The organism is Pseudomonas mendocina (genome assembly GCF_003008615.1).
Classification (GTDB): domain Bacteria; phylum Pseudomonadota; class Gammaproteobacteria; order Pseudomonadales; family Pseudomonadaceae; genus Aquipseudomonas; species Aquipseudomonas mendocina_C.
In genome coordinates this window covers 5,398,719-5,422,069 of record NZ_CP027657.1, presented here as the reverse complement: position 1 = coordinate 5,422,069, position 23,351 = coordinate 5,398,719, and the positions used below count along the sequence as shown (strand labels likewise).

Genomic DNA, 23,351 nt, shown 5'->3' with positions numbered 1-23,351 from the left:
TCGCTCTCGTCAGGAGGTGGCATGAGGCGACTCCGCAGGCTGAGGGGCGCCCTTGGCAGACATCAGGAAGTGTTCGATATGCACCGCCACGTCCGGATTCTGGAAGCGCCGGGCCGCCGCCTCGATGCGTTGCTCGGCGCGGGTTACCCGGCCGTGATGGCGCAGGTGTTCGAGCCAGGACTCGTCGAAGAAGAACTCCTGCCAGTGCCGCGGATTCTCGCTGTTCTGTACCAGCCCCCAGGAAAATGCACCGTTACGCTTGCGCATGCGGGCGACCTCGACCATTGCCTGGCGAAAGCCTGCCACATGCTCCGGCGCGATGTCGTACTGCAGGGTGATCATCACCGGACCGCGTTCACGATCGGCCTCGTCGGCGAGGATCGGTGCCGGCCAGTGCAGCGAGGGCGCCAGGTCTTCGCTTTCGGTCACCGGCAGGGTGAAGCGCGGTGTCAGCAACAGGCCGAGCACCAGGCAGCCGGACGCGGCGAGCAGGGCGACGGGAATCGACGCATGACTGGCGACATAACCCCACAGCGCGCCGCCAGCGGCCATGCTGCCGAAGAACACCAGGATGTACACCGACAGCGCGCGGGCTCGCACCCAGTCCGGCACCGACGTCTGCGCGCTGACCTGCAGGCTGGACAGCACGGCGATCCACGCTGCGCCGCTGAGCAGCATCACCGGTAGTAGCACGGCGAAGTCGCGTACCCAGGCCAGGGCCAGCAGCACCAGGGCGTAGAGCACACTGGCCATGGCCACCAGATGGTTGGCGCTGATGCGCTCGCGCAGCCTGGGCAGCAGCATGGCGCCGAGCACCGCGCCGATTCCGACGCTGCCCAGCAGCAGACCGAAGTCACTGGCGCTGCCTTTCAGCTCGCCCCGTACGATCAGCGGTAGCAACGAGGTGCCGGCACTGGCGCCAACGAAGAAGGCTGCTGCGCGCACCAGCACCGACTGCAATGGGCGTGAGGCACGGCTGTAACGCCAGCCGGCACGCATGGCGCCGAGCAGGCGTTCGGCCGGGAAGGCGGCGACCTGGCGCTCGCGCTTCCAGGTTAGCAGCACCGCCATCACCGCGAAGAACGACAGGGCGTTGAGGGCGAAGGTCGCCCACGGCCCACTGAGGCTGACCAGTACCCCGGCGATGGCCGGGCCGAGCGCGCGGGCGACGTTGATGCCGAGGCTCGACAGGGCGATGGCCGAGGGCAGGTCGCGCTTGCTTACCAGCTCCGGCGTCAGCGCCGACCAGGCCGGCATCATCAGCGCGGTACCGACGCCCATGGCCAGGGTCAGGCTGAGCAATAGCCAGACCGTGGTCAGCCCGAGCAGCGTCAGGGTCGCCAGCAGTGTCGCCACGGCCGCCATCCACACCTGCACGAGCAGCAGGTAGCGACGCTTGTCGATGATGTCGGCCATGGCCCCGGCCGGCAGCGCCAGGAGGAACATCGGCGCGCTGCCGGCTACCTGCACCAGCGCCACGTGCATGGGGTTGCTCGACAGGCTGGTCATCAGCCAGCCGGCACCGACCTCGTGCATCCAGGTGCCGATGTTCGAGGCGATGCTGGCCAGCCACAGCCAGCGGAACGTGTTGTGCTTTAGGGCACCCCAGGGCGAAGCTTTTTCGCTGGCCATATCAGAACGCAAAGCACGAGCAGCCGAAGGCGCCCCAGAAGCCCTGGTGATCGCTGACCGGCACACTGCTGCGGCGGGCGCGATCATGCTGGTGCTGGTGTACCGCACAGGCGCCGATGCATTGGTGGATGCTGGCCGACAGCGGTGCTGCGACCGGCTTCCAGTGGCCGGGCACCTTGGCTACGGGTGACCAGTCCGGCAGTACCGGCAGCGTGGGCGGCGCGAGTTTGTCGAATTCGGACGTGGCATGCACGACCTTGCCGCCGACTACGGTGAGCACCGATTCCAGCCACTTGATCTGTTCTTCCTCGACGCTGAAGAAGTCCGCCGACAGCGCCACCAGGTCGGCGAGCTGGCCCACCTTGATCTGGCCCTTCTTGCCTTGCTCGCTGGAGAACCAGGCGCTGCCGTGGGTGAACAGTTGCAGGGCGGTGTTACGTGACAGGCCCTGCGGATTCAGCGTGGTGCCGCCGACCGTCTTGCCGCTGACCAGCCAGTACAGCGCCGTCCACGGGTTGTAGCTGGCCACGCGGGTGGCATCGGTGCCGCCGCCGACCGGGATGCCTTCGGCCAGCATGCGCTGTATCGGAGGAGTGGCCTCGGCGGCCTTGGCACCGTAGCGGTCGATGAAGTATTCGCCCTGGAAAGCCATGCGGTGCTGGATGGCGATACCGCCGCCAAGCGCTCGTACACGTTCGATGTTGCGCGGGCTGATGGTCTCGGCGTGGTCGAACAGCCAGGGCAAGCCGTTGAACGGCATGTCACGGTCGACCTTCTCGAATACGTCGAGCATGCGCGAAATGGATTCGTCGTAGGTGGCATGTAGGCGGAACGGCCAACGCTGTTCCACCAGATGACGCACTACCGGTTCCAGATCGGCTTCCATGCTGGGGGCCAGATCGGGACGCGGCTCGAGAAAGTCCTCGAAGTCGGCGGCGGAGAACACCAGCATCTCGCCGGCGCCGTTGTGGCGGAGGAAGTCGGTGCCGTCGCCCGGTTTGACGATCTTGCTCCAGGCCTGGAAGTCCTGCAGTTCTTCCTTGGGTTTCTGGGTGAACAGGTTGTAGGCGATGCGCACGGTGAGTTGATCCTGCGCGGCCAGCTCTTGGATCACCTGGTAGTCATCGGGATAGTTCTGGTAGCCGCCGCCGGCATCGATGGCGCTGGTCACGCCCAGCCGGTTTAGCTCGCGCATGAATTGACGCGTGGAGTTGACCTGGTATTCCAGCGGCAGCTTCGGCCCCTTGGCCAGGGTGGCGTAGAGAATCAGCGCATTGGGGCGGGCGATCAGCATGCCGGTGGGCTCGCCGCTGGCATCGCGCTGAATCTCACCGCCGGGTGGGTTCGGGGTGTTCTTGTCGTAGCCGACGGCACGTAGCGCGGCACGGTTGAGCAGGGCGCGGTCATATAGATGCAGCACGAACACCGGGGTGTCCGGCGCGGCCTTGTTCAGCTCATCCAGGGTGGGCAGGCGTTTCTCGGCGAACTGGAACTCGGTCCAGCCGCCGACCACGCGTACCCATTGCGGCGTCGGCGTGCGGTCGGCCTGTTCCTTGAGCATGCGCAAGGCGTCGGCCAGCGACGGCACGCCCTCCCAGCGCAGCTCCAGGTTGTAGTTGAGGCCACCACGGATCAGGTGCAGGTGCGAGTCGTTGAGGCCGGGGATCACCGTGCGTTTCTGCAGGTCGACCACGCGGGTGCCCTCACCGCGCAAGGCCATGGCTTCGGCATCGCTGCCGACGGCGACGAAGCGCCCGTCCTTGATGGCCACGGCGCTGGCTTGTGGTTTTTCACGGTCGACCGTGTGCAGCCGGCCGTTGAACAGAATGAGATCGGCACTCATGTTGCCTCCTGATGAACTGGCGGATGAGTCGCTGGCCATGGCGGCGAAGGGCAGCGCTGACCACAATGCGCCGGCGGCGCCAAGGACGCTACTGGTGGCGAGAAAGTGGCGGCGTTTCGGGTCGCTGGGATCCTGGCTCATGGTCGATCCTCGTCTACGGTTGGGCTCAGCCAGGCGGCGAACAGTCGCGTGGCGATGGGCATGAATAGGTACACCACGAGCAGAACGATGCTCAGGGTGATCACGACATTGCTCGGCAGATAACCGCCGAGCCAGGGTATGCGTTGAAACAGGGGTTGCCAGAGCAGCGGTACGAGCAGGCTCAATGGCAGGATCACGAGAAAGGTCACGCAGCTCTGTTTCCAGCGTGGCGGCGGGGCTTGCGCGGTTTCCGGCACGAACCAGAACTCCTTGTTCTCGGCGATTTCCAGCTGATCACCTGTGCGTAGCAGCGGTTCTACTTCGGCGATCAGCTGGCGCCGCTGCTCGGAGTCGATCCAGTTCTGCAGTTGTTCCAGGCTGGCGAAACGCAGCACGCAGGTGAATTGCGTCATGCAGGCCTGATGGCTGCGCACCACGTCGACGCCCAGGTGACCGGGGCATTGGCTGGCAGTGGCGATGATGCGCCGCAGCCAGGATTCGTAACGCGGCACGTGGTTTGGGCGAACCTGATGGCGTACCACCAGGGTGACGGTTTCCGACTGCGTCTCGCTCATGCTGGCGACTCTGCTCAAACCTTGTGCTTGTCGATCCAGCGGCGCGCATCGCTGCGCGCCGCTCGTTAAGCCTTCATCGGCTCAGATGGGCGCCGCGATCGGTGCCAGGGTCGGGCCATGCTGCACGCGCTCCGGCGCCTTGTGCACCATGGTGTAGGCGTAATCCACGCCCATGCCATAGGCACCGGAGTGCTCCTTGACCAGCGCCATGACGGCGTCGTAGGTATCACGGTTCTTCCAGTCGCGCTGCCATTCCAGCAGTACCTGTTGCCAGGTCACCGGCACCACGCCGGCCTGGATCATGCGCTGCATGGAATAGTCATGAGCGGCTTGCGAGGTGCCACCGGAGGCGTCGGCGACCATGTAGATCTCGTAGCCGGCATCGTGCATGGCCGACAGGGCGAAGGTGGTGTTGCACACCTCGGTCCACAGGCCGGAAACGATGATCTTGTTGCGGCCATTTTTCTTCAGCGCATCGCGGACTTTCTGGTCGTCCCAGGAGTTCATCGAAGTGCGCTCGAGCAGTGGTGCGTCGGGGAATACGGCAAGCAGCTCGGGGTAGGTGTAGCCGGAGAAACTCTCGGTCTCGACCGTGGTGATGATGGTCGGCACGTTGAAGATCTTGGCCGCCTTGGCCAGGCCCACGGTGTTGTTCTTCAGGGTTTGCCGGTCGATGCTCTGCACGCCGAAGGCCATCTGTGGCTGCTGGTCGATGAAGATCAGCTGGCTGTTCTGAGGGGTGAGGACTTCGGTTTTTGGATTGCTCATAGCGGTTACCTGTCGGTGAGGCGGTGGTCGATGCACGCATCCCGTCGGTCGTTGCCGTCGGGTAGACGCCGGAACTATTGCAAAGCGGCCAGCGCCTGGATTGGATGGGACTACGGTTCTGGTATCGGGCTGTGGTGTTCAGGCCAGGTGTTCGCGCAGGGCCGCGCCGGCCTGCTGCATGGCCGTGCGCACGGCAGGTACTTCGGCGATCACGTTGAGCAGGCCGTAGTCATGGATCATGCCGTTGTAGCGCACGGCACTGACCGCCACGCCAGCAGTCCCCAGGCGACGGGCGTAGGCTTCGCCTTCGTCGCGCAGCACGTCCATCTCGGCCGTCTGTACCAGGGCTGGTGGCAGGCCTCGTAGCTGCTCCAGGCTGGCGCGAAGTGGCGATGCATGGATCTCGTTACGCTGCTTGGGGTCGGTGGTGTAGTTGTCCCAGAACCACTCCATCATCGCGCGAGTCAGGAAGTGGCCCTCGGCGAACTGGTTGTACGACGCGTTGTTGAAACTGGCGTCGGTCACCGGCCACAGCAGCAGTTGGAAACGCAGCTTGGGCGTGCCGGCCTCCTTGGCTTTCAGGGCCACCACGGCGGCCATGTTGCCTCCGACGCTGTTGCCGGCCACGGCCAGGCGAGACCCGTCGATGCCGATCTGACTGCCATTGGCGGCTACCCACTGGGTGGCTGCATACGCCTGGTTGATCGCGGTCGGGTACTTGGCCTCGGGGGATGGCGTGTAATCGACGTAAACCGCTGCGGCACCGGAGTGCCGTACCAGGTCATGGATCAGCCGCGCGTGGGTGGGGTAGTCGCCCAGTACCCAGCCGCCGCCATGGAAGAACATGAACCCCGGCAGTTCGCCCTGACTGCCCACAGGACGCACCACGACCAGCTTGAGGCTCTGGCCGGCGACCTCAATGTCGTGTTCGCGCGCTTGCACGGCAGAGAGATCGATCTCGACCGAGGCCTGCGCGCCTGTGAGCACGTCTCGGGCCTGCGCTGGCGGTAGTTGTTCCAGTGGTGTGCCGCCACCGGCGGCGAGCGCTTCGAGAAAGGCTTGGGTGTTGCGTTCGACGCCGGGACTGCCGGCGCCCAGGTTGGGGGAGGGCTGCATGGCGAATGACCTCGTGATGGCTGAAGAAACGTTAGCGCAACTGCGTCGAGCATCTTCGGCCCAGGCGCGGTCACGCGCTTGGATCTATCTGCCGTTTTGGCATCAGGCTGCTGTCGGGCTGCTAGAGTGAGGTCGAAAGCTCAACCACGAGGTGGTCATGACAGGGGAAAGTCGCAAGCTGGGCCTGGGATCGCTGACCGCGCTGGTGGTGGGCTCGATGGTGGGCGGTGGCATCTTCTCGCTGCCGCAGAACATCGCCGCGCGCGCCGATGTCGGTGCGGTGCTGATCGGCTGGTGCATCACCGCGGTGGGCATGCTGGCGCTGGCTTTCGTGTTCCAGAACCTGGCCAATCGCAAGCCGGAGCTGGATGGGGGCGTGTACATCTATGCCAAGACCGGGCTTGGTGACTATATGGGCTTCTCGTCAGCCTGGGGCTATTGGATCAGCGCCTGGCTGGGCAATGTCGGTTACTTCGTCCTGCTGTTCTCGACCCTTGGGTACTTCTTTCCAGCCTTCGGCGAGGGCAATACACCGCTGGCGATTGGCTGCGCCTCCGTATTGCTGTGGTGCGTGCATGCCCTGGTGCTGCGCGGGATCAAGGAAGCGGCGCTGATCAACCTGATCACCACCGTGGCCAAGCTGGTGCCGATCCTGCTGTTCATCGTCATCGTCGGCCTGGCCTTCGACCGCGAGATATTCACTCGCGACATCTGGGGGCGCAGCAACCCGCAGTTCGGCAGCGTGCTGGAACAGGTGCGCAACATGATGCTGGTCACCGTGTTCGTGTTCATCGGCATCGAGGGCGCCAGCGTCTACTCCTCGCGAGCCCAACGCCGCAGCGACGTGGGCAAGGCTACGGTGATCGGTTTTCTCGGCGTATTGGCGCTCTTGATGCTGGTCAACCTGCTGTCGCTCGGGGTGATGAGCCAGCCGGAGCTGGCGTCGCTGCAAAATCCGTCCATGGCGGGTGTGCTGGAGCATGTGGTGGGCCGCTGGGGAGCCGTTTTCATCAGCATCGGACTGGCGGTTTCACTGCTCGGTGCGCTGCTGTCCTGGGCGCTGCTGTGCGCGGAGATCCTCTTCGTTTCGGCCAAGGACGGCACCATGCCGGCCTTTCTGAGCAGGGAGAACGCCAACCAGGTACCGGCCAATGCGTTGTGGCTGACCAATACGATGATCCAGTTGTTCCTGCTGATCATCCTGTTCGCAGAAGGCACCTATCTGTCGCTGATCTACCTGGCGTCATCGATGATCCTGGTGCCGTACCTATGGTCGTCGGTCTACGCCTTGCTGCTGGTGCTGCGCGGCGAGACTTACGAGGGACAGGTCGGCGTGCGGCGCAAGGATCTGCTGATCGGTCTGCTGGCGACCCTCTATGCCATCTGGCTGCTTTATGCCGGTGGGGTGAAGTACCTGCTGCTTTCGGCACTGCTCTACGCACCTGGCGTGCTGCTGTTCCACAAGGCCAAGAAGGAACTGGGACAAGCGCTTTTCAGGCATTACGAATGGCTGATCTTCGCCGCGGTTCTGCTGACAGCACTGCTGGCTGGGTATGGTCTGTATAGCGGTCACCTGACGCTTTGACACTGGACAAAGTGCTGCGAGTACGCATAATCCGGCAGACCATTTTCACTCTGATGCACCGAACCCCATGCGCAAGACGCTGCGTTGTGCCCTGATCTGGATGCTGATGCTGGCCCTGCCGGCACAGTCCATGGCAGCGCTCGCCATGCAGTTGTGCGAACAGGTGCATCGCAGTGACATACAGATGGTCATGGTCGAGCATGGCGCTCATGCGGGCATGGCTGCCGACAGCGGCCACGGTGGTCACCAGCAGGACGCCACGGTGGCCAGCAGCGATGCCCCGGCCGACTCCAGCCTCTGCACCCTCTGTGCCTTCTGCGTCGGTACCGCCGCACCAGGGCAACTGTTCAACAGCGATCTTTCGCAGTCCGCCATCGAGCCTGCGCCGGTCTGGCCGGAGCGACTCGTCCTGGGTGTTTCCGACACCCCCGAACGCCCCCCGCGTTTGTCTCTCGCCTGAGCCCTGTCGATCGCGTCGCCTTGCGGCGCTTATAGCTCATGCGGCCATTGGCCGCCCATGCGAGACACCAATATGAATTCGCAACCCCTTGCCGGGTGGCTGCTGGGCGTCATTGCCCTGGCGCTGCCTGGTGTCCTGCTGGCAGCCCAGCTCGAGCCTCTGGATGCCGAGGCCGCTGTGCCGGCGCAGGATTATCGCTCCCCATTGCAACACTACCGCCCACTGCCTGACGAACCCGTGCAGGACTGGCGTGCGGCCAACGATCAGGTCGGCCGTATCGGTGGCTGGCGCGCCTACGCCCAGGAAGGCTGGGAAAAGCCGGATGCCGCTGCCGAGACGATGGAGGGCGACGCTCATGAGCATCATTAGAGTTGCTGTGTTGCTGTTCGCAGCTTTCCTGTCTGGTTGTGCGAGCCTCAGCCCCGACGGTGGTTTCACCCCGGTGCAGCAAGTGGCCGAGCAGCGCCTGGAGAAGCAACTGATCTGGGCCAGGGACGACTCTGCCCACGACCAGATAGCCGAACGGGTAAGCGAGTTGCTGGCCGCCCCCCTTGACCTCGAAGCCGCAGTGCAACTGGCGCTGCTCAACAATCGCGGTCTGCAGGCGTCCTTTGAGCAACTGGGTATCGGCGAGGCCGAGTGGGTGCAGGCCGGACGTCTGCCCAATCCGGGCTTCTCCTATGGTCGGCTGGAGAAGGGCCGCGAGGTGGAATACGAGCGCGGCCTGCACCTGAACCTGGCGCGCCTCGTTGCGTTGCCGATGACGGCACGCCTGGAGGGGCGCCGTTTCGAGCAGTTGCAACGGCAGACCAGCCTGGCCGTGTTCGAACTGGCCAGCGAAACGCGCAAGGCCTGGTACGCAGCCGTCGCAGCCGAGGAAAGTCTGGTCTACGCCCGTCAGGTGCTGGACGCCGCCGAAGCCGCTGCCGAACTGGCTCGGCGTCTGGCTGCGGTGGGCAACTTCAGCAAGTTGCAGCAGGCCGAGCAGCAAGGCTTCTATGCCGAGGCCGGGATCGGCCTGTTGCGTGCCGAGCAGGCTAGGGTGCGCAGTCGTGAACGCCTGACCCGGTTGCTTGGCCTGTGGGGCGAACAGGTCGACTATCGACTGCCCGAACGCTTGCCGGACATGCCGGAAACGGCAGATGAGCTGCCCAACGTGGAGCGCCTGGCCATGAGTCAGCGCCAGGATATCCAGTCCGTGCGTCTGGATACCGAGCGTCTGGCACAGAACCTCGGGCTTACCCGCACCACGCGGTTCATCAACGTGCTGGAGCTGGGGGTGGTCAACAACCGCTCCAACGAGGAACCGACCCAGCGCGGCTACGAGATCAGCGTCGAGTTGCCGCTGTTCGACTGGAGCGGGGCGCGGGTGGCGCGCGCCGAGGCGCAGTATCGTCAGGCGTTGAATCGCGCCGCGCAGACGGCGATCGACGCCCGCTCGCAGGTGCGCGAGGCCTATCAGGGCTATCGCAATGCCTTCGAGCTGGCGCGCCACTACCGTGCCGAGGTCTTGCCGCTGCGCCAGCGCATCGCCGAGGAGAACCTGCTGCGCTACAACGGCATGTTCATCAGCACCTTCGACCTGCTGGCCGACGCTCGCCGCCAGGTACAGGCCGTGGACGGTTACCTGCAGGCGCAACGCGATTTCTGGCTGGCCCGTGCCGATCTCGACATGGCCCTGGTGGGCGCCCCCAATCTCTCGCTTGTCGCGACTTCGGCCCTTGCTGCCGAGCCTGCCGCCGCGGGTCACTGAACAAGGATCTTTCCCATGGTTTCACGACGCGATTTCTTTCTCGGGGCCAGCGCCATCGGTGCTGCCGTCGCCACTTCGGCGGTCAGCCGGGCGTCGATGGCGGCCCTGCCCGAGCCGGTGCTGCAGGGCAGCGCCGATACCCAGCCGCCATTGCAGCCAAGCAGCGGGCGACCCTACAACCCGGTGGTGACCCTCAACGGCTGGACGTTGCCCTGGCGCATGAACAACGGCGTCAAGGAGTTCCACCTGGTCGCCGAACCGGTGGTGCGAGAACTGGCACCTGGCTACAAGGCCCATCTCTGGGGCTACAACGGCCAGTCGCCGGGGCCGACCATCGAAGTGGTGGAGGGCGACCGGGTGCGTATCTTCGTCACCAACAAATTGCCCGAGCACACCAGCATCCACTGGCACGGCCAGCGCCTGCCCAACGGCATGGATGGTGTGGCGGGCCTGACTCAGCCGGCGATTCCATCCGGCAAGACCTTCGTCTACGAGTTCGTCGCCCGCCGTCCCGGCACCTTCATGTACCACCCGCATGCCGACGAGATGGTGCAGATGGCCATGGGCATGATGGGGTTCTGGGTCACCCATCCGAAGCAGCATCATCCGTTGATCAACGAGGTGGATCGCGACTATTGCTTCCTGCTCAACGCTTACGACATCGAGCCTGGCGCCTACACGCCGAAGATCATGGAGATGCTCGACTTCAACCTGTGGACCTTCAACAGTCGGGTTTTCCCGGGCATCGATCCGCTGGTGGCGCGCCAAGGCGAGCGGGTGCGCATCCGCGTCGGCAACCTGACCATGACCAACCACCCGATCCATCTGCATGGTCACGAGTTCGAGGTCACCGGCACTGATGGCGGCCCGACCCCGAGCGGTTCGCGCTGGCCCGAGGTGACCGCCGATGTCGCAGTGGGGCAGATGCGCCAGCTGGAATTCATCGCCGACGAGGAGGGCGACTGGGCGCTGCACTGCCACAAGAGCCACCACACTATGAATGCCATGGGGCACGACGTGCCGACCCTGGTTGGCGTCGATCACCGCGACATGACCCGCAAGATCGCCAGACTGGTGCCTGACTACATGGTGATGGGCGAGCGCGGCATGGCCGATATGGCCGAGATGCAGATGCCCCTGCCGGACAACACCATACCCATGATGACCGGTGACGGCCCGTTCGGCTCGGTGGAGATGGGCGGCATGTTCACGTTGCTCAAGGTGCGCAAGGAGCAGGCAGCGGGCGACTACGGCGATCCGGGCTGGTTCAGGCATCCGCAGGGCACCCAGGCCTACGAATGGCGCGGTGAGCTGCTGGCACCGACTCGTTCCGAACTGAACGGAGGGCAGACGATGCCGCTCAGGCAACCGATCCAGACGCCGGTGGACGTGCAGGTGCGCAAGCCCGGCGGGCATGCCGGGCATTGAACAGATCAACGATTCTTTCCTTACCTACATTCGAGGTACGAAACATGAAACGGGCATATTCCCTTGCTCTGGCGCTGGCAGCGAGCGCATTGCTGATCAGCGGCGCAGCGTTGGCGCATGGCGATTCGCACCAGGGCCACGCCATGATGGCGATGGACAAGGAGCAGAAACCCTGGGGCATCGCCGGCGAAGCGGCAGAGGTTGACCGCAGTATCGAGATCGCCATGGGTGACGACATGCGCTTCGTCCCGCAGCAGATAGAAGTGAAGCAGGGCGAGACCATTCGTTTCGTTCACCGTAACGGCGGGCAGATGCTTCACGAGTTCGTTCTCGGCACCCGCCAGTCGCTGGACGAGCACGCGGCGATGATGCTGCGTTTTCCCGGCATGCAGCACGACGAGCCCTACATGGCGCACGTCGAGCCGGGGCAGAGCATGGAGATGATCTGGACGTTCAACCGTGCAGGCGAATTCGACTTCGCCTGCCTGATCGCCGGCCATTACCAGGCCGGCATGGTCGGCCGCATCCGGGTGTTGGCCGAATAACCCGTGCACAGGAGATTCATGATGAAGAAAACACTATGGGTCGCGGCGCTGGCCGTATCGTTCAGCCTGCCGCTACAGGCTTCGGAGTCTGCGCCGCTGAGCCAGGGAGAGGTGCGCAAGGTCGATGCCGCCACGCACAAGGTCACTCTGCGACACGGCACCATTGCCAGTATCGGTATGCCGCCAATGACCATGGTTTTCGAGGTGCAGCCGGCCAGCTTGCTGGACGGTGTCGAGGTGGGTGATCGCGTACATTTCCAGGCGCGCCAGGAGGGCAACCGCTACATCGTCACCGAGTTGCAGGTGCGGGAATAAGGAAGGGAAGCCGGCCCGGGCAGGGTGTCACGGGCCGGCGGATACTCGGAACCTCGCGCTCTGTGCGAAAAGTGCCTGCGTTAGGCGACTTTTCGTACGGATATCAGTTCAGCGCGTCAGTCAGGGCCTTGGTAGGCACCAGCTTGACCACTTTCTTGGCAGCGATTTCGATGCTCTTGCCGGTCTGGGGATTACGGCCGGTACGAGCCGGGCGCTCGCTCACTTTCAGCTTGCCGATGCCTGGCAGGGTGATCTCACCGTCATTTTCCAGTGCGTCGCCGACAATTTCGCCCAGCTGATCGATCAGGGTGCGGACGGTGGCTTTGGGCAGGGAAACGGCCTCGGCCAGGTCGCTGATCAGTTGGTCTTTGGTGATTGCCATGATGTAACTCCATTTGCAGGTGAGAGGTTCGGTGCGCAGGCCTGACGCCAGGCAGCCGAAAACGTGGGAACGCTAGCATAAAAGGCGCGGCTCGGTAGTGCCGCAACAGACACTTCCGATAGGGCTTAGTGTCGCATCGGCCCGGGTGGTTCCAGTCTGCGACCAAAAAACGCAGGGGCCCCGAATCTCGGGCACACTTAGCGCCATCGAACACCCTTGATATGGGGGTGTTTTTGTAAAGCCAGTCGGCGACTTGGCAAGGCTCGGCTAAGCTTCACTTACTTGCCTAATACTGGAGTGCCATCATGCTGCGCGCTTTCTCCGATCTGGGTTTCCGCTGGAAAATTGCCCTGCCCATTCTCTTGCTGGCCGCCTTGATGGTGAGCATGGGGGTGCTGGGTATGCGTGGCATTACCCAGGTCGCCGAATCCAGTACCACGCTGACCAACCGCCATCTACCTGCCATCAGTCTGCTGCTCAATGCGGATCGTGACCTCTATCAGGCCTTCGTTGCCGAACGCAGCCTGCTCGACGAGGATGCTGGTAGCCATGCTGCCGACCTGCGTGCCTCGCATGCCGAGAACTTGCAACAGGCCTATGACCGGGTGCACAAGTTCGCCGCAATGCAGCCCGGCAGCGAAGCACTGGCGCTGGTGGCCGAATTCGACCGCGGTTTCGAGCGCTGGAAGGCGACGTCCCTACGGGTGCTGGAAATGACTGCTAGTGACCCCAATGGCGCCAGTCGACTCAGCTTCGCCGAGAGCGAGGCGCAGTTCGAAGAGGCGCGCAGCGCCATCGACAAGCTCGGCGAACTGGAGGACAACGCCGCCAATGCCGTGGGTACCGCGGCCATTGCCCACGGCGAGTCGCTGGCCTGGCAACAAGGGGTGATCATCGCGGTTGGCCTGCTGGTGTGCCTGGTGCTGGTGGTGGGCTTCCCGCTGCTGGTGACCCGTCCGCTGCACAATCTACTGCACCGTATCGAGCAGATCGCCGATGGTGACGGCGACCTGCGCGTACGCCTGGACGTGCTGTCCAAGGACGAGCTGGGCAAGCTCAGCCATGCCTTCAACCGCTTCCTCGACAAGCTGCAGCCGTTGATCAAGGAAGTCGGGCGCGTCACTGACGAAGTCGCCGATTCGGCCAAGAGCCTGGCCGGCCTGGCGGCCGCCAACGACCGGCTGATCAGCAGCGAGCACGCGGCGGTAGATCAGGTCAGTACCGCCGCCACTGAGATGAGCGTGGCGGTGCACGAAGTGGCGCGCAATGCGCAGAACGCGGCCGATGCTGCGCGCAATGCCGAGCAGCAGTCACGCGAAGGCGCCCAGGTGGTGGGGGCGACCATCCATTCGATTCGCCAACTGGCCCAGGAAGTGGAAAGCGCCTCCGACACCATCCAGACTCTGGAGCAGGAAACCGCCAACATCGGTGCGGTGCTGGCGGTGATCAAGGGCATCGCCGAGCAGACCAACCTGCTGGCACTCAACGCGGCCATCGAAGCAGCGCGGGCAGGCGAGCAGGGCCGTGGTTTCGCCGTGGTCGCCGATGAGGTGCGTGCACTGGCGGCGCGTACCCAGGAGTCGACCAAGGACATCCAGCAAATGATCGAGCGCCTGCAGACCGGCGTGCAGAACGCGGTCAAGGCCACGCACTCGGGCAGCGCACGGGCGCGGCAGAGCGTGGAACAGGCCGCGGGTGTGGATCAGGCACTGAGCGTCACCGGCGATTCGGTGCAGCGCATCAACGACATGGCGGCGCAGATCGCCACTGCCTGCGAGGAGCAGAGCAGCGTCACCGAGGAGATCGCCCGCAACATCAGCGATATTCGTGACCTGTCCAACGAAGCGTCGCAGACCTCCGAACAGAGCACGCGGGCCAGTCAGCACCTCTCCGAACTGTCCCATGGCCTGGCCCAGTTGGTGGGGCGTTTCAGGGTGTGAGGTGCGCAGCGACGCATCTAAGTGTTTGAAGCAGTTGTAAGTTTGCGTTTAGTCGTTACAATGGCGCGGCCCGTCGCAATGGCGGGCAGCGTTATGGTGGCCCTGCCGGTCCCCTCGCAACGATTACCCGTCAACCTGGTCAGGCCCGGAAGGGAGCAGCCATAGCGGGAACATTGTGTGCCGGGGTGTGGCTGGTAGGGTCCACCTCCAGTTTTCCTGCCTGGTTCTTTGCGCTGATCACGCCCGTGATTCAGCGGCTCTGGTACTTTCCCATCGTCTCTTGCTGATCAGGCTTTCGTCTGCCCGTCCTCGGCATTCGCTTGACGCCGTATCACGAAAAGGCCGCCATGCTGGTAGCATGGCGGCCTTATGCGCTACGCGTCCAATCATGCACGGCATCGTCGCCGAAGAGGGCGAAGTGGGGCGTGCCTGTGCATGCGGTTCACCTTCTCAGAAGAGCTTGAGGAAGTTGATGTAGAACCTAGGCGCCTTGCCGTTATCGTCATCCAGCTCCTCGGCGGATACCGAACGGGTGAGCGGGAAGGCGACCTCGGGCGATACATAGGTGTCCTTGAACACATTGAAGCGCGCACCGAAACCCGCCGAGGCCAGGCTCTCCGAGCGAACCCAGCTGGGTTTCTCGCTCCAGACCTTGCCGGCATCCCAGAAACCGTAGTACTGCGTTGGCACAGCATGATCCTTGACGCTGTGCACGTGGTTGTACTGCAGCTCGGTCTTCAGCGCGACACCGCTGTCACCGGTAATTTCCGATGGGTCGTAGCCCCGGCCGAACTCGCTGCCGCCCACACCGAACTGCTCGGGTGAAAGCAGGCGCTGACCGAACGAGGTCTGCGCGCTGCCGGCGACGTAGAGGTTCAGGCCATCCATCACGCCAGACAGATCCTGAATCCGCTGGGCGTCCACCTGCAGCTTGGTGAAGTCGGTCTCGCCGCCTTCACGGGACGGGTTCAGGCGGCTCTCGCTGCTGGCCCCCATGATATCCAGCCCCTGGCTCAGCTCGGCCTTGAGCAGGTTCTTGCCGCCATACGCGTCGTACCAGTCGTAGCTGGCGCCCAGGCGCAGGGCGCGGATACGATCCTCGCTGGAGGGTGGCAGGCTCTTGTCGTCCAGGTACTCAGAGGTGCCGTTGTAGTAGGTGAAGGCTGCCGAGGTCTTCAGGGTCTCGTCACGCAAGCGGATCCACGGACGGGTCAGGCGCAACGCGAAGGTATCGCCTGAGCTGTTGGGGTTGAGGAACGAGTAGGTATCGGCATGACCGTCGTTGTGCTGGGCGAGCACGCTCAGCACGTCGCCCTTGCTACCCAGCGGCAACTCGTACTGGCCTTCGACGAAGGTCATCTTGTCACCCTCGATGGAGCGTCCGGCGCGTACGCCCAGGTGGTCGCCGCGCCCGGTGAGATCGTTCACTCCAACGCCACCGTACAACTGCCAGGGGCCGAAGTAACGGCTGTCGCGGTTGTCGAAACCGACGAAGCCTTCGTATTTGCGCAGGCTGTTTTCCACGGCCAGGTCGGTGCCGTCCTCGACCGGTGAGGCCTGCAGCATTGCCCGGCTATCATTGCCCGAGACGTCGTTCATCAGCAGCAGGTTGCGCTCGAGGGTGGTGCTGGTCGGTGGCGTCTCGCTGAGTATGTTGTCGGCGTAACGCTTCAGGGTCGTGTTGGTAGGGCCGCTGAAGGTCACCTCATTGACCTTGCCCTCGAATACCTGGATGGTCAGAACGCCGTCCTCCAGGCGCTGCTCCGGGAGGTAGGCCTTGGCCAGCAGGAAGCCGGCCTTGCGATAGCGCTGGGTGATGGTGTTCACCACCTTGTTGATCTCCTGCAGATTCACCCTATTACCCTCCAAGCGGCTGACCAGAGAGTCGAAAGTGCCTGGCGGATAGCTATTAGCACCGACGATGTTGACCTTCTTCACAAGGAAGCGAGTCATGTTGCCGGGCAGGGCGGTCATCTCCTCTGGCGGCTCCTCGATCTCTGGTGTGATGACGGTTTCGGGCATCTCCAGGGTGCCGGGCATCGTGGTGACGGAGTTACGGGTGCCTGAGCGATCCGGAACCTCCACGCGGCCAGGATCCAGTTGCCCCAGCGGGGCGGCCACGGCCTGGGTGCCATTGACCAGTACCAGTGCAGAGAGCACGGCTGCGGCCACCCGGGTGAGTTTGGAAGGATGTGCGTTCATGACTATTTACCTCCCTGGGTCGGAGCGGTGAGCTCGTGTGGGATCAGAGAACGATTCCAGTCCGGGACGATGAACTTGCCGTCCTCGAAGCGGCTGTTGGCGTAGCTCAGTACGTCCAGCAGGGTCGGCACGGTGTCGGTAGTGTCGCCATAAGACCGGGGTTTGCAGACCAGCTGCACGGCATAGGTGCGGATCACGGCCGGCGAGATCGAATAGTTGGCCGATACTGCCGAAGGTGATTCGACGGCGGTGCAGCGGGTGTTTCCGGGCGATTGCGCCGTGACCGGCAGCGGCGGTAGCGGGGCAGGTGCCAGCGGGCCGGTGATGGTCAGGGTGCCGCCCTCGAAGGTCACGGTGTAGTTGCTGCCGGCGCTCAGGCTGCCGTCCTGGCCGATGGCATACTGGCCGGGCGCCTCGCCGGGGTCGCGCTTCAGTTGGCCCTGCACCACGCTGGCGGAGTCATCGCGTTTCAGGCCGGAAACGCTGTAGGTGAGCGCAGGATCCTGCTCGCCTTGCACCTTGGTCTTGTTGTCGGCCACTACCGTCAGCGGCGCCGGGGAGACCTGCAGCTTGCCGTCCTTGAACACCATGCGGTAGTTGCCGCTGCTCAGCTCCACCGTGCCCTGGGTGATGGCGTAGCCTTCGGGTCTGACGTTCTCGCCAGCCTCGCGGGTCAACTCGCCGCCGATTACCGAGGCAGCGGTATCACCGTTTTTCAGCCCGGAGACGACGTAGGTCAGGGTCGGGTCGGCGTCGCCGTAGACCTTGCCTTTGTCCTGTGCCTCGACAGTGAGGGTTGCCGGGGTGATGGCCAGGTTGCCGTCGACGAAGGACAACATGTAGTTGCCACCCTTGCCTTCACTGAGCCCGAGATCGCCCTGGCCGATGGCGTAGTCGCCGACGTTTTCGCCAGGTGCACGGCTCAGCGCGCCGCCGTTGAGCACGTCGGCCTGGCTGTCGCCATTCTTCAGCCCGGCCACGGTGTAGGTGAGCTTGGGATCGAGGTTGCCATACACCTTGGTCTTGCTGTCGGCAGTAACGGTCAGGCTTGCCGGGGTGATGGTGAAGTCATCGCCGGTAAAGCTCAGCACGTAGTTCTGGCCCTTGCCCGAGGAGAGGTCGAGGCTGCCTTGGCCGATGGCATATTTGCCGACGTTCTCGCCTTCGGCACGGCTCAGCGCGCCGGTCAGGACATCGGCCTGGGTGTCACCGTTCTTCAGGCCACTGACGCTGTAGGTGAGCGCCGGGTCAAAGTCGCCATAGACCTTGGTCTTGCCATCGGCATCGACGGTCAGGGTCGCGTGGGTAATGTAGAAGTCACCGCCCACGTAGTGCAGAACGTAGTTCTGACCAGCCTGGCCGTTCAGATTCAGGGTGCCCTGGTGAATGCCGTACTGGCCAACGTTCTCACCGGCGTCGCGCTCCAGTACGCCGGCGTTGAGCACCGAGTCAGCCGTGTCGCCACGTTTGAGACCGCTGACCTCGAAGGTGAGCTTGGGATCGGCGTCGCCGTAGACCTTGCTGTTGTCTTTGGCAGTGACGGTCAGCTCAGCCGGAGTGATGCTGAACACCCCATCATGGAATTGCAGGACGTAGTTGTTGCTCAGCAGGGCCAGGCTGTCGTTGGTGATGCCATAGGTGCCGACGTTCTCGCCGGCTTCACGCTTGACCGTGCCATCGCTCAGCACCTGCTCGCGGGTATCGCCGTTCTTCAGTCCGGAGATGACGTAGGTCAGGGCCGGGTCGACCTCGCCGTAGACCTTGATCTTGTCCTGCGCTGTGACGTCCAGCGTGGCCTGAGTGATCTGCAATTGGCCATCGACGAATGTCAGGGTGTAGTTGCCGCCCAGGCCATTGTTCAGCGCGAGTTCGCCCTGTTCGAGGCCATATTTCCCGACGTTCTCGCCAGGTTGACGCACCAGCGCGCCACCATTGAGCAGTTGCTCGCCGGTCTGGCCGAGCTTGGCGCCGGACACGCTGTAGTCGAGGGCCGGGTCGGCGTCGCCATAAACCTTCTGTTTGTCATTGGCGGAGACGGTGAGCTCGGCTGGGGTGACATGCAGCGTCCCTTCCTTGACCGAGGCCTGGTAGCGCTGGCCGGCATAGCCGCTGGCATCGATGTTGCCGCCGACCTTGTAGTCGCCGACAGCGGAGCTGGCGGTGGCGTCGGTGCTCGGGGTGACCTTGACGTCGAAGCGATCCTGCTGCAGTTGGCGGTCGACGAAGTCGTCCACGCCCTTGACCGCCTTGCTGTTGTCGGAGGCATTTTCCGGCAGTCCGACGCTGGCGGTGAAGTCGGGGTTGGCATCACCGTACTCGCGCTGAGCATCGGCGATCTTACCTTCCAGTTGTGCGGTCTGGGATTTGAGCGTCACGCCACCGTCCTGGCTGGTGTCCTTCTCGCCCAGGAAGCTGACGACGCCGCTCTCGTACTTGTTGCCCGAGTGCCACAGGTCATTGGCCTCGGCGACTACGCTGGAGGTGCTGGTGCCCAGATCCACGACCAACTGATCCGATGCGTTCTTGGCACCATTGCGGTTGATCGCGTTGGAAGCCGCTTTGTTGCCCTCGTCGCCTTTACCGTCAGTGACACCCCAGCCCTGAGTGGAAGCCGTCACGGTGCCTTGCGGGGTGCCCAGAGCAAAGCCCGGTGGCAGCTCGCTGGTGGCTTCGCCATTGCGAGTGACGGACATGCCGCTGGCCACGGCCGGGTTCGAGGACACAACCCACACGTCGCCTGTGGCGGCGTTCTTGAAGGTCAGCGACGACACCCAGTAGTCCGAGTCGGTTCGGTCGCCGGCGATCGGCTTATGGTTCTTGTGATCGACGTATTCCAGCGCCTCGAAGACCAGGTACTGGAACGGCGTGCTTTCGTCGATGGTGAGGTGGTGCGGCTCTTCGCCGGTGCGTTCCCACATCCAGTGCTCGCCCAGCTTGGCGATGGCCGAAGAGCTGACGCCGTCCTGGGTTTCAGTGACGCCATCGTGGGTGACCTGCACCTTGCCGGTGTGCACGCCATCGCTGGAGGTCTGGTTGTAGATGAACTTGCCATTGCTGGCCTTGCCAGCCAGCGTGCCAGCATGGTTGAGCGAGCTGTCGAGCAGCACGCTGGCACCTTCCACGGCCACGTTCTTGCCGATCAGCGCGGTGCCCTGCTGCTGGATGACCGAGGCGCTATTGGAGGTCTTGATCCAGATGGTGCCGTTGCCGACATCGATGATCGCCCGGCCCAGGTAGCCGGCATCGCCGGACTGCGTGCCGGTGGTGTTGTTGAGCAGTACGTCGCCGCTGGCGGCAATATACAGGTGCCCATCCTTGAGCAGGATCGGCGCATTGATGTAGACGGAGCCGCTGTCGTTGCGCTTGGCATCGGCGAAAGGATCGCTGCTGTCGTTGTAGACGCTCACCGGGGCGACCGTGCCGTCGGCCAGCAGGCGCAGCGTGTGATAACCGGCGTCCTGAGCGATGATCGCTGCGTTGACGTTGATACGCTTCTCGGCGTTGATTTCCACGTCGTTGTTCTTCAGGGCCGAGGCAATTGCGCTAGCGGCCACCGTACCGCTGCCGGGAGCGCCGCCTTCTGCCTCGATGTTCACGGTTTGCGGATCGAGCAGCCATTTGCCTGAAGCCTGACCACCGCTGGCATTGACCTGGGCCTGCGGGGCGATGGTCAGCTGCTTGCCGGAGGTCTCGACCACGCCACCCTTGCGTTCGCCCTGGGCGCTGGCGCTGCCAGCAAAGTGGGTTTTGCCGTCACTCCAGACCACCACCTGGCCGCCATCGGTCTTGCCGTCCGCCTTGAGCTGGGCGCCTTCGGCCACCGTGGTGCGGCTGGCTGCCGGCTCGCTGCCTTTGCCCTGGTAGCTGCCGCCCACCAGCACCTTGCCACCTGCAGCCTGCGTGCCACTGGCGTCGATCTGTGCGCTGCCAGCGACATTCACTTCGTCACCGAGAACCCGGATTTCACCGCCGTTAACGCCCTTGGCGCTGAGGTGGCCGGTGACATCGGTTTTCGCTGCATTGGCCAGAACGATGGTACCGCCGTCTTCGCTCACGGAGTCGGCAATGACAGCGCCGCCGATGTGAATCACCGAGTCGAGGTGCTTGGCTGCCCGACCCGCACTCATGGCGACGGTGCCGTTGCCGACGTCGATCTCGCCAGTGTTGCGCACGCCGCCGCTCACGTCTGCGTTGACACTGTCACTTGCCCCGGGCTCGCCGTCGATGGCGATGTTCAGCAGGCCGTCGCCGTAGAAGTCCAGAGCGGCTTTTGGCCCGGTGGCAAGTTGAACCGTACCCTTATGGGCTTCGATCACGCCGGCGTTGTTCACCTGGGCGCCGAGCAGGGCGACCATGCCGTTGTCGTGCACGGTGATGGAGCCCTGGTGGTCGACGGAGCCGGTGAGGTGAATGTCCAGCTTGCCAGTCTCGGCGAATTGCCTGGCTTGTTCTTCGGTGAGGAAGCCGGCACTTGCCACCAGTGCGCTGGAGGAAACGTGGGAGTTGGGCCCGAACATGATGCCGTTGGGGTTGACCAGGATCAGTTGGCCGTTGGATGTGATGGCCCCGTAGATCTTCGACGGGTCGCCGCCGAGAACTCGGTTGAGCGTGATGGATTTTCCGTCAGGCTGGGTGAACGTGATCCTGTTGTCAGGGCCGACGTTGAAGCGTTGCCAATTGATGGTCGTGCGGTGCGTGGACGTGTTCACGTCCATTTGGTTGCCATGCTGAGTGATGGTGGCCTGGCCGCCGATCACCTGGCCGCCCTCGGGAAGGCTGCCGCTGTGGTTGGCGATTTGCTCGATTTCATGGGCGCCGTTGGCCGCGGAGGCTATGGCGATGGCCAGAGGGCTGGCCAGAAGAAAAGCAAGATGGTTGTGTTTCATCATGGTTTCCCTCGACAGAAGTGAAGAAAACCCGGGGTGCTCGTATTCCATGTGCCACACCAGTGCGGGACTGGTGGATTGCTGGGTTAGTGGTTGTTAGCGGTGATCACCTGGCACTGTGAGTCGCTCACGGGAATTGGTTCGGGCGTGATTCTATTTCGTGAAATTGGCCTGTTTTCTTGATCTGAATCAAAGAAAACGCCGATTTGAAACGGTCGTTTCATTTCCTGGGGAGCCACACGTGAGCTTCATCAGGCAGGCTCCCTTGTCTGGAATTGCACATCTGCCCAGGCCGCGCCTGCTCGTGCATCGGTTCCTTGCCTCAGGCTGGTCAATGGGCGACCTCATCAATGACGCAGTAAAACGACCGCTCTGGAGAGTGCGGCCGTTTCATCGAGGAGGAGGGCGTGGCAGCTAGCGCACACCTGCATTGCGCAGAGCCGTTGGCGTGTATTCGGCCGCCAGCGACTCTTGACCGAACTCCATGGGGTCGCGCTCTTCGTTGCGCATTCCGGAGACGATGTAGCGACCGTTGATGAGGTCGTACAGCGCCTCTACACCCAGCCAGGGAACCTGCAGGTCGTAGCGATAGGTCTGGAAGCCTTCGGCGACTCGCCACAGCATGCCGCGTGCGTCGTAGTGGTCGGCCAGCGCGATCTGCCAGGTGTCTTCATCGAAGTACAGCGTACGCTTGGCATAGATATGACGTTCACCCGGCTTGAGGGTGGCCTCGACCACCCACACTCGATGTTTCTCGTAGCGGGTCAGGTCAGGGTTGATGTGCCCCGCCTTGACCAGGTCGGCGTACTTGGCCTGTGGCGAGTCGAGCAGGTAATTGTTGTAGGGGATGTACAGCTCCTTCTTGCCGAGCAGCTTCCATTCGTAGCGATCCGGCGCGCCGTTGAACATGTCTAGGTTGTCCGCCACGCGCTGACCTTCGGAGGCCGGGTAAGGGCCGTCGTAGGCGATCTGCGGGGCACGGCGCACGCGACGCTGGCCGGCGTTGTAGATCCATGACATGCGCGGCTCCTTGACCTGGTCGAGCGTCTCGTGAACCAGCACCACGTCACCGGCCAGGCGCGCTGGCGCGGTCACCAGTTGCTTGTAGTAGAACAGCACGTTGCCGGGGTTCTGCGGATCGAAGCCCTTGATCTTGTCGCGGTAGCTGAACTGCTGCTTGAAATAGACCGGCGTGAAGGTGCCATTGGCCAGTGGCGTGGCCTGCACATGGGTGCGTTTGACGCTGCCACCGCGGTAGCGGGTGATGTGGTTCCACAGCACCTCCATGCCGTTCTGCGGGATCGGGAAGGGGATAGCGACATCGAAGTTCTGCAGGCCGTTGCCACCGCTGACCAGGGTAGTGGTGCGGGCGTTGCGGGCGATGGCCTGGTAGGCCTCCTCCGGCAGCGCCGCGCTGCGATGGGTGGGAAACACGCGCAGGCGATAACTGCCCGGATAACGCTTGAACATCGCCAGTTGCCCCTGGCTCAGTTGCTCACGGTATTGCTCGGCGTTCTGGGCGGTAATGACGAAGAGTGGTTGTTCGGCGGCGAATGGGTCGCTGAGAAAGCCTGCGGCGTCCACCGCCCCCGCGTTTTTCGGCAAACCACCCGTCCAGGCCGGGATGGAACCATCGGCATTGCCGGCACGCTCGGCTCCGGTGGGCGTCAGGTCGCTGTCCAGCGCCGCAGCCTGCTCGGCAGTGACGGCAGCATGGGCACTGCCGCTCAGCGTGATCAGCAAGGCAAGAATCAAAGGCGATATTTTCATTGTTTTTCTC

The 23,351-nt window shown here is 63.6% G+C and carries 17 protein-coding genes and 1 other RNA gene; 9 read left to right on the top strand and 9 right to left on the bottom strand.

Translation table 11 applies throughout. From position 1 onward, the window contains the following. Positions 1-9 precede the first annotated feature (9 nt). The 5 genes from C7A17_RS25150 to C7A17_RS25130 all read right to left on the bottom strand — a co-directional run bounded on the left by C7A17_RS25150 (position 10) and on the right by C7A17_RS25130 (position 6,075). Positions 10-1,632, bottom strand: a complete 1,623-nt coding sequence (locus tag C7A17_RS25150) for an MFS transporter (RefSeq protein ID WP_106741945.1) — start codon at positions 1,630-1,632, stop codon at positions 10-12. 1 nt (position 1,633) lies between these two features. Beyond that, on the bottom strand, positions 1,634-3,616 hold the full coding sequence (locus C7A17_RS25145) for an amidohydrolase (RefSeq protein ID WP_106741943.1): 1,983 nt from the start codon (positions 3,614-3,616) through the stop codon (positions 1,634-1,636). Then, positions 3,613-4,191, bottom strand: a complete 579-nt coding sequence (locus C7A17_RS25140) for an antibiotic biosynthesis monooxygenase (RefSeq protein ID WP_106741941.1) — start codon at positions 4,189-4,191, stop codon at positions 3,613-3,615. The genes C7A17_RS25145 and C7A17_RS25140 overlap by 4 nt, the downstream gene beginning before the upstream one ends. 81 nt (positions 4,192-4,272) lie before the next feature. Continuing rightward, positions 4,273-4,959 carry a hydrolase gene (locus tag C7A17_RS25135; protein ID WP_106741938.1) on the bottom strand — a complete coding sequence of 229 codons (687 nt, stop codon included), beginning with the start codon at positions 4,957-4,959 and terminating at the stop codon, positions 4,273-4,275. Positions 4,960-5,097: 138 nt separating this feature from the next. Then, the gene (locus tag C7A17_RS25130; protein WP_106741936.1) at positions 5,098-6,075 is read right to left on the bottom strand and encodes an alpha/beta hydrolase; all 978 of its coding nucleotides are present in this window, start codon (positions 6,073-6,075) and stop codon (positions 5,098-5,100) included. Positions 6,076-6,232: 157 nt separating this feature from the next. On the opposite strand from C7A17_RS25130, the gene arcD reads away from it, so the two are divergent. The 7 genes from arcD to C7A17_RS25095 all read left to right on the top strand — a co-directional run bounded on the left by arcD (position 6,233) and on the right by C7A17_RS25095 (position 12,161). Beyond that, positions 6,233-7,660, top strand: a complete 1,428-nt coding sequence (gene arcD, locus C7A17_RS25125; protein WP_106741934.1) for an arginine-ornithine antiporter — start codon at positions 6,233-6,235, stop codon at positions 7,658-7,660. A 67-nt stretch (positions 7,661-7,727) separates the two neighbouring features. Beyond that, positions 7,728-8,120: a hypothetical protein gene (locus tag C7A17_RS25120; RefSeq protein WP_106741932.1), complete on the top strand. Its 393-nt coding sequence runs from the start codon at positions 7,728-7,730 to the stop codon at positions 8,118-8,120. A gap of 72 nt (positions 8,121-8,192) precedes the next feature. Then, on the top strand, positions 8,193-8,489 hold the full coding sequence (locus tag C7A17_RS25115) for a hypothetical protein (RefSeq protein ID WP_106741929.1): 297 nt from the start codon (positions 8,193-8,195) through the stop codon (positions 8,487-8,489). Continuing rightward, positions 8,476-9,873: a TolC family protein gene (locus C7A17_RS25110; protein WP_106741927.1), complete on the top strand. Its 1,398-nt coding sequence runs from the start codon at positions 8,476-8,478 to the stop codon at positions 9,871-9,873. The genes C7A17_RS25115 and C7A17_RS25110 overlap by 14 nt, the downstream gene beginning before the upstream one ends. A 15-nt stretch (positions 9,874-9,888) precedes the next feature. Next, complete coding sequence (locus C7A17_RS25105; protein WP_106741924.1) at positions 9,889-11,301, top strand: copper oxidase; 1,413 nt, start codon at positions 9,889-9,891, stop codon at positions 11,299-11,301. 44 nt (positions 11,302-11,345) lie between these two features. Next, positions 11,346-11,846, top strand: coding sequence for a cupredoxin domain-containing protein (locus tag C7A17_RS25100; protein ID WP_106741921.1), 501 nt, complete (start codon positions 11,346-11,348; stop codon positions 11,844-11,846). A gap of 21 nt (positions 11,847-11,867) precedes the next feature. Continuing rightward, positions 11,868-12,161 (top strand): copper-binding protein, encoded by a 294-nt coding sequence (locus tag C7A17_RS25095; protein ID WP_106741918.1) that lies wholly within the window; start codon positions 11,868-11,870, stop codon positions 12,159-12,161. A gap of 103 nt (positions 12,162-12,264) precedes the next feature. Here C7A17_RS25095 and C7A17_RS25090 read toward each other — a convergent pair whose 3' ends face one another. Further along, entirely contained in the window at positions 12,265-12,543 is a 279-nt protein-coding gene (locus C7A17_RS25090) for an HU family DNA-binding protein (RefSeq protein ID WP_106741916.1), read from the bottom strand. Between the two features lie 305 nt (positions 12,544-12,848). Here C7A17_RS25090 and C7A17_RS25085 point away from each other — a divergent pair, with 305 nt between their 5' ends. Further along, positions 12,849-14,483 (top strand): methyl-accepting chemotaxis protein, encoded by a 1,635-nt coding sequence (locus tag C7A17_RS25085; RefSeq protein ID WP_106741913.1) that lies wholly within the window; start codon positions 12,849-12,851, stop codon positions 14,481-14,483. A gap of 103 nt (positions 14,484-14,586) precedes the next feature. Further along, positions 14,587-14,683, top strand: an RNA gene (ffs, locus tag C7A17_RS25080) — signal recognition particle sRNA small type. A gap of 250 nt (positions 14,684-14,933) precedes the next feature. Here ffs and C7A17_RS25075 read toward each other — a convergent pair. The 3 genes from C7A17_RS25075 to C7A17_RS25065 all read right to left on the bottom strand — a co-directional run bounded on the left by C7A17_RS25075 (position 14,934) and on the right by C7A17_RS25065 (position 23,341). Then, on the bottom strand, positions 14,934-16,685 hold the full coding sequence (locus C7A17_RS25075; protein WP_106741911.1) for a ShlB/FhaC/HecB family hemolysin secretion/activation protein: 1,752 nt from the start codon (positions 16,683-16,685) through the stop codon (positions 14,934-14,936). A 2-nt stretch (positions 16,686-16,687) separates the two neighbouring features. After that, entirely contained in the window at positions 16,688-21,574 is a 4,887-nt protein-coding gene (locus tag C7A17_RS25070) for an MBG domain-containing protein (RefSeq protein ID WP_158704706.1), read from the bottom strand. Positions 21,575-21,985: 411 nt separating this feature from the next. Continuing rightward, on the bottom strand, positions 21,986-23,341 hold the full coding sequence (locus C7A17_RS25065) for a DUF1329 domain-containing protein (RefSeq protein WP_106741906.1): 1,356 nt from the start codon (positions 23,339-23,341) through the stop codon (positions 21,986-21,988). Between the last annotated feature and the right edge of the window lie 10 nt (positions 23,342-23,351).

Bases quoted from the DNA above. Each gene is read 5' to 3' on its own strand.
- C7A17_RS25150 (WP_106741945.1), bottom strand. From the start codon at position 1,632: ATGGCCAGCGAAAAAGCTTCGCCCTGGGGTGCCCTAAAGCACAACACG.
- C7A17_RS25130 (WP_106741936.1), bottom strand. From the start codon at position 6,075: ATGCAGCCCTCCCCCAACCTGGGCGCCGGCAGTCCCGGCGTCGAACGC.
- C7A17_RS25105 (WP_106741924.1), top strand. From the start codon at position 9,889: ATGGTTTCACGACGCGATTTCTTTCTCGGGGCCAGCGCCATCGGTGCT.
- C7A17_RS25145 (WP_106741943.1), bottom strand. From the start codon at position 3,616: ATGAGCCAGGATCCCAGCGACCCGAAACGCCGCCACTTTCTCGCCACC.
- C7A17_RS25085 (WP_106741913.1), top strand. From the start codon at position 12,849: ATGCTGCGCGCTTTCTCCGATCTGGGTTTCCGCTGGAAAATTGCCCTG.
- arcD (WP_106741934.1), top strand. From the start codon at position 6,233: ATGACAGGGGAAAGTCGCAAGCTGGGCCTGGGATCGCTGACCGCGCTG.
- C7A17_RS25100 (WP_106741921.1), top strand. From the start codon at position 11,346: ATGAAACGGGCATATTCCCTTGCTCTGGCGCTGGCAGCGAGCGCATTG.
- C7A17_RS25110 (WP_106741927.1), top strand. From the start codon at position 8,476: ATGAGCATCATTAGAGTTGCTGTGTTGCTGTTCGCAGCTTTCCTGTCT.
- C7A17_RS25115 (WP_106741929.1), top strand. From the start codon at position 8,193: ATGAATTCGCAACCCCTTGCCGGGTGGCTGCTGGGCGTCATTGCCCTG.
- C7A17_RS25090 (WP_106741916.1), bottom strand. From the start codon at position 12,543: ATGGCAATCACCAAAGACCAACTGATCAGCGACCTGGCCGAGGCCGTT.
- C7A17_RS25075 (WP_106741911.1), bottom strand. From the start codon at position 16,685: ATGAACGCACATCCTTCCAAACTCACCCGGGTGGCCGCAGCCGTGCTC.
- C7A17_RS25120 (WP_106741932.1), top strand. From the start codon at position 7,728: ATGCGCAAGACGCTGCGTTGTGCCCTGATCTGGATGCTGATGCTGGCC.
- C7A17_RS25135 (WP_106741938.1), bottom strand. From the start codon at position 4,959: ATGAGCAATCCAAAAACCGAAGTCCTCACCCCTCAGAACAGCCAGCTG.
- C7A17_RS25070 (WP_158704706.1), bottom strand. From the start codon at position 21,574: ATGATGAAACACAACCATCTTGCTTTTCTTCTGGCCAGCCCTCTGGCC.
- C7A17_RS25095 (WP_106741918.1), top strand. From the start codon at position 11,868: ATGAAGAAAACACTATGGGTCGCGGCGCTGGCCGTATCGTTCAGCCTG.
- C7A17_RS25140 (WP_106741941.1), bottom strand. From the start codon at position 4,191: ATGAGCGAGACGCAGTCGGAAACCGTCACCCTGGTGGTACGCCATCAG.
- C7A17_RS25065 (WP_106741906.1), bottom strand. From the start codon at position 23,341: ATGAAAATATCGCCTTTGATTCTTGCCTTGCTGATCACGCTGAGCGGC.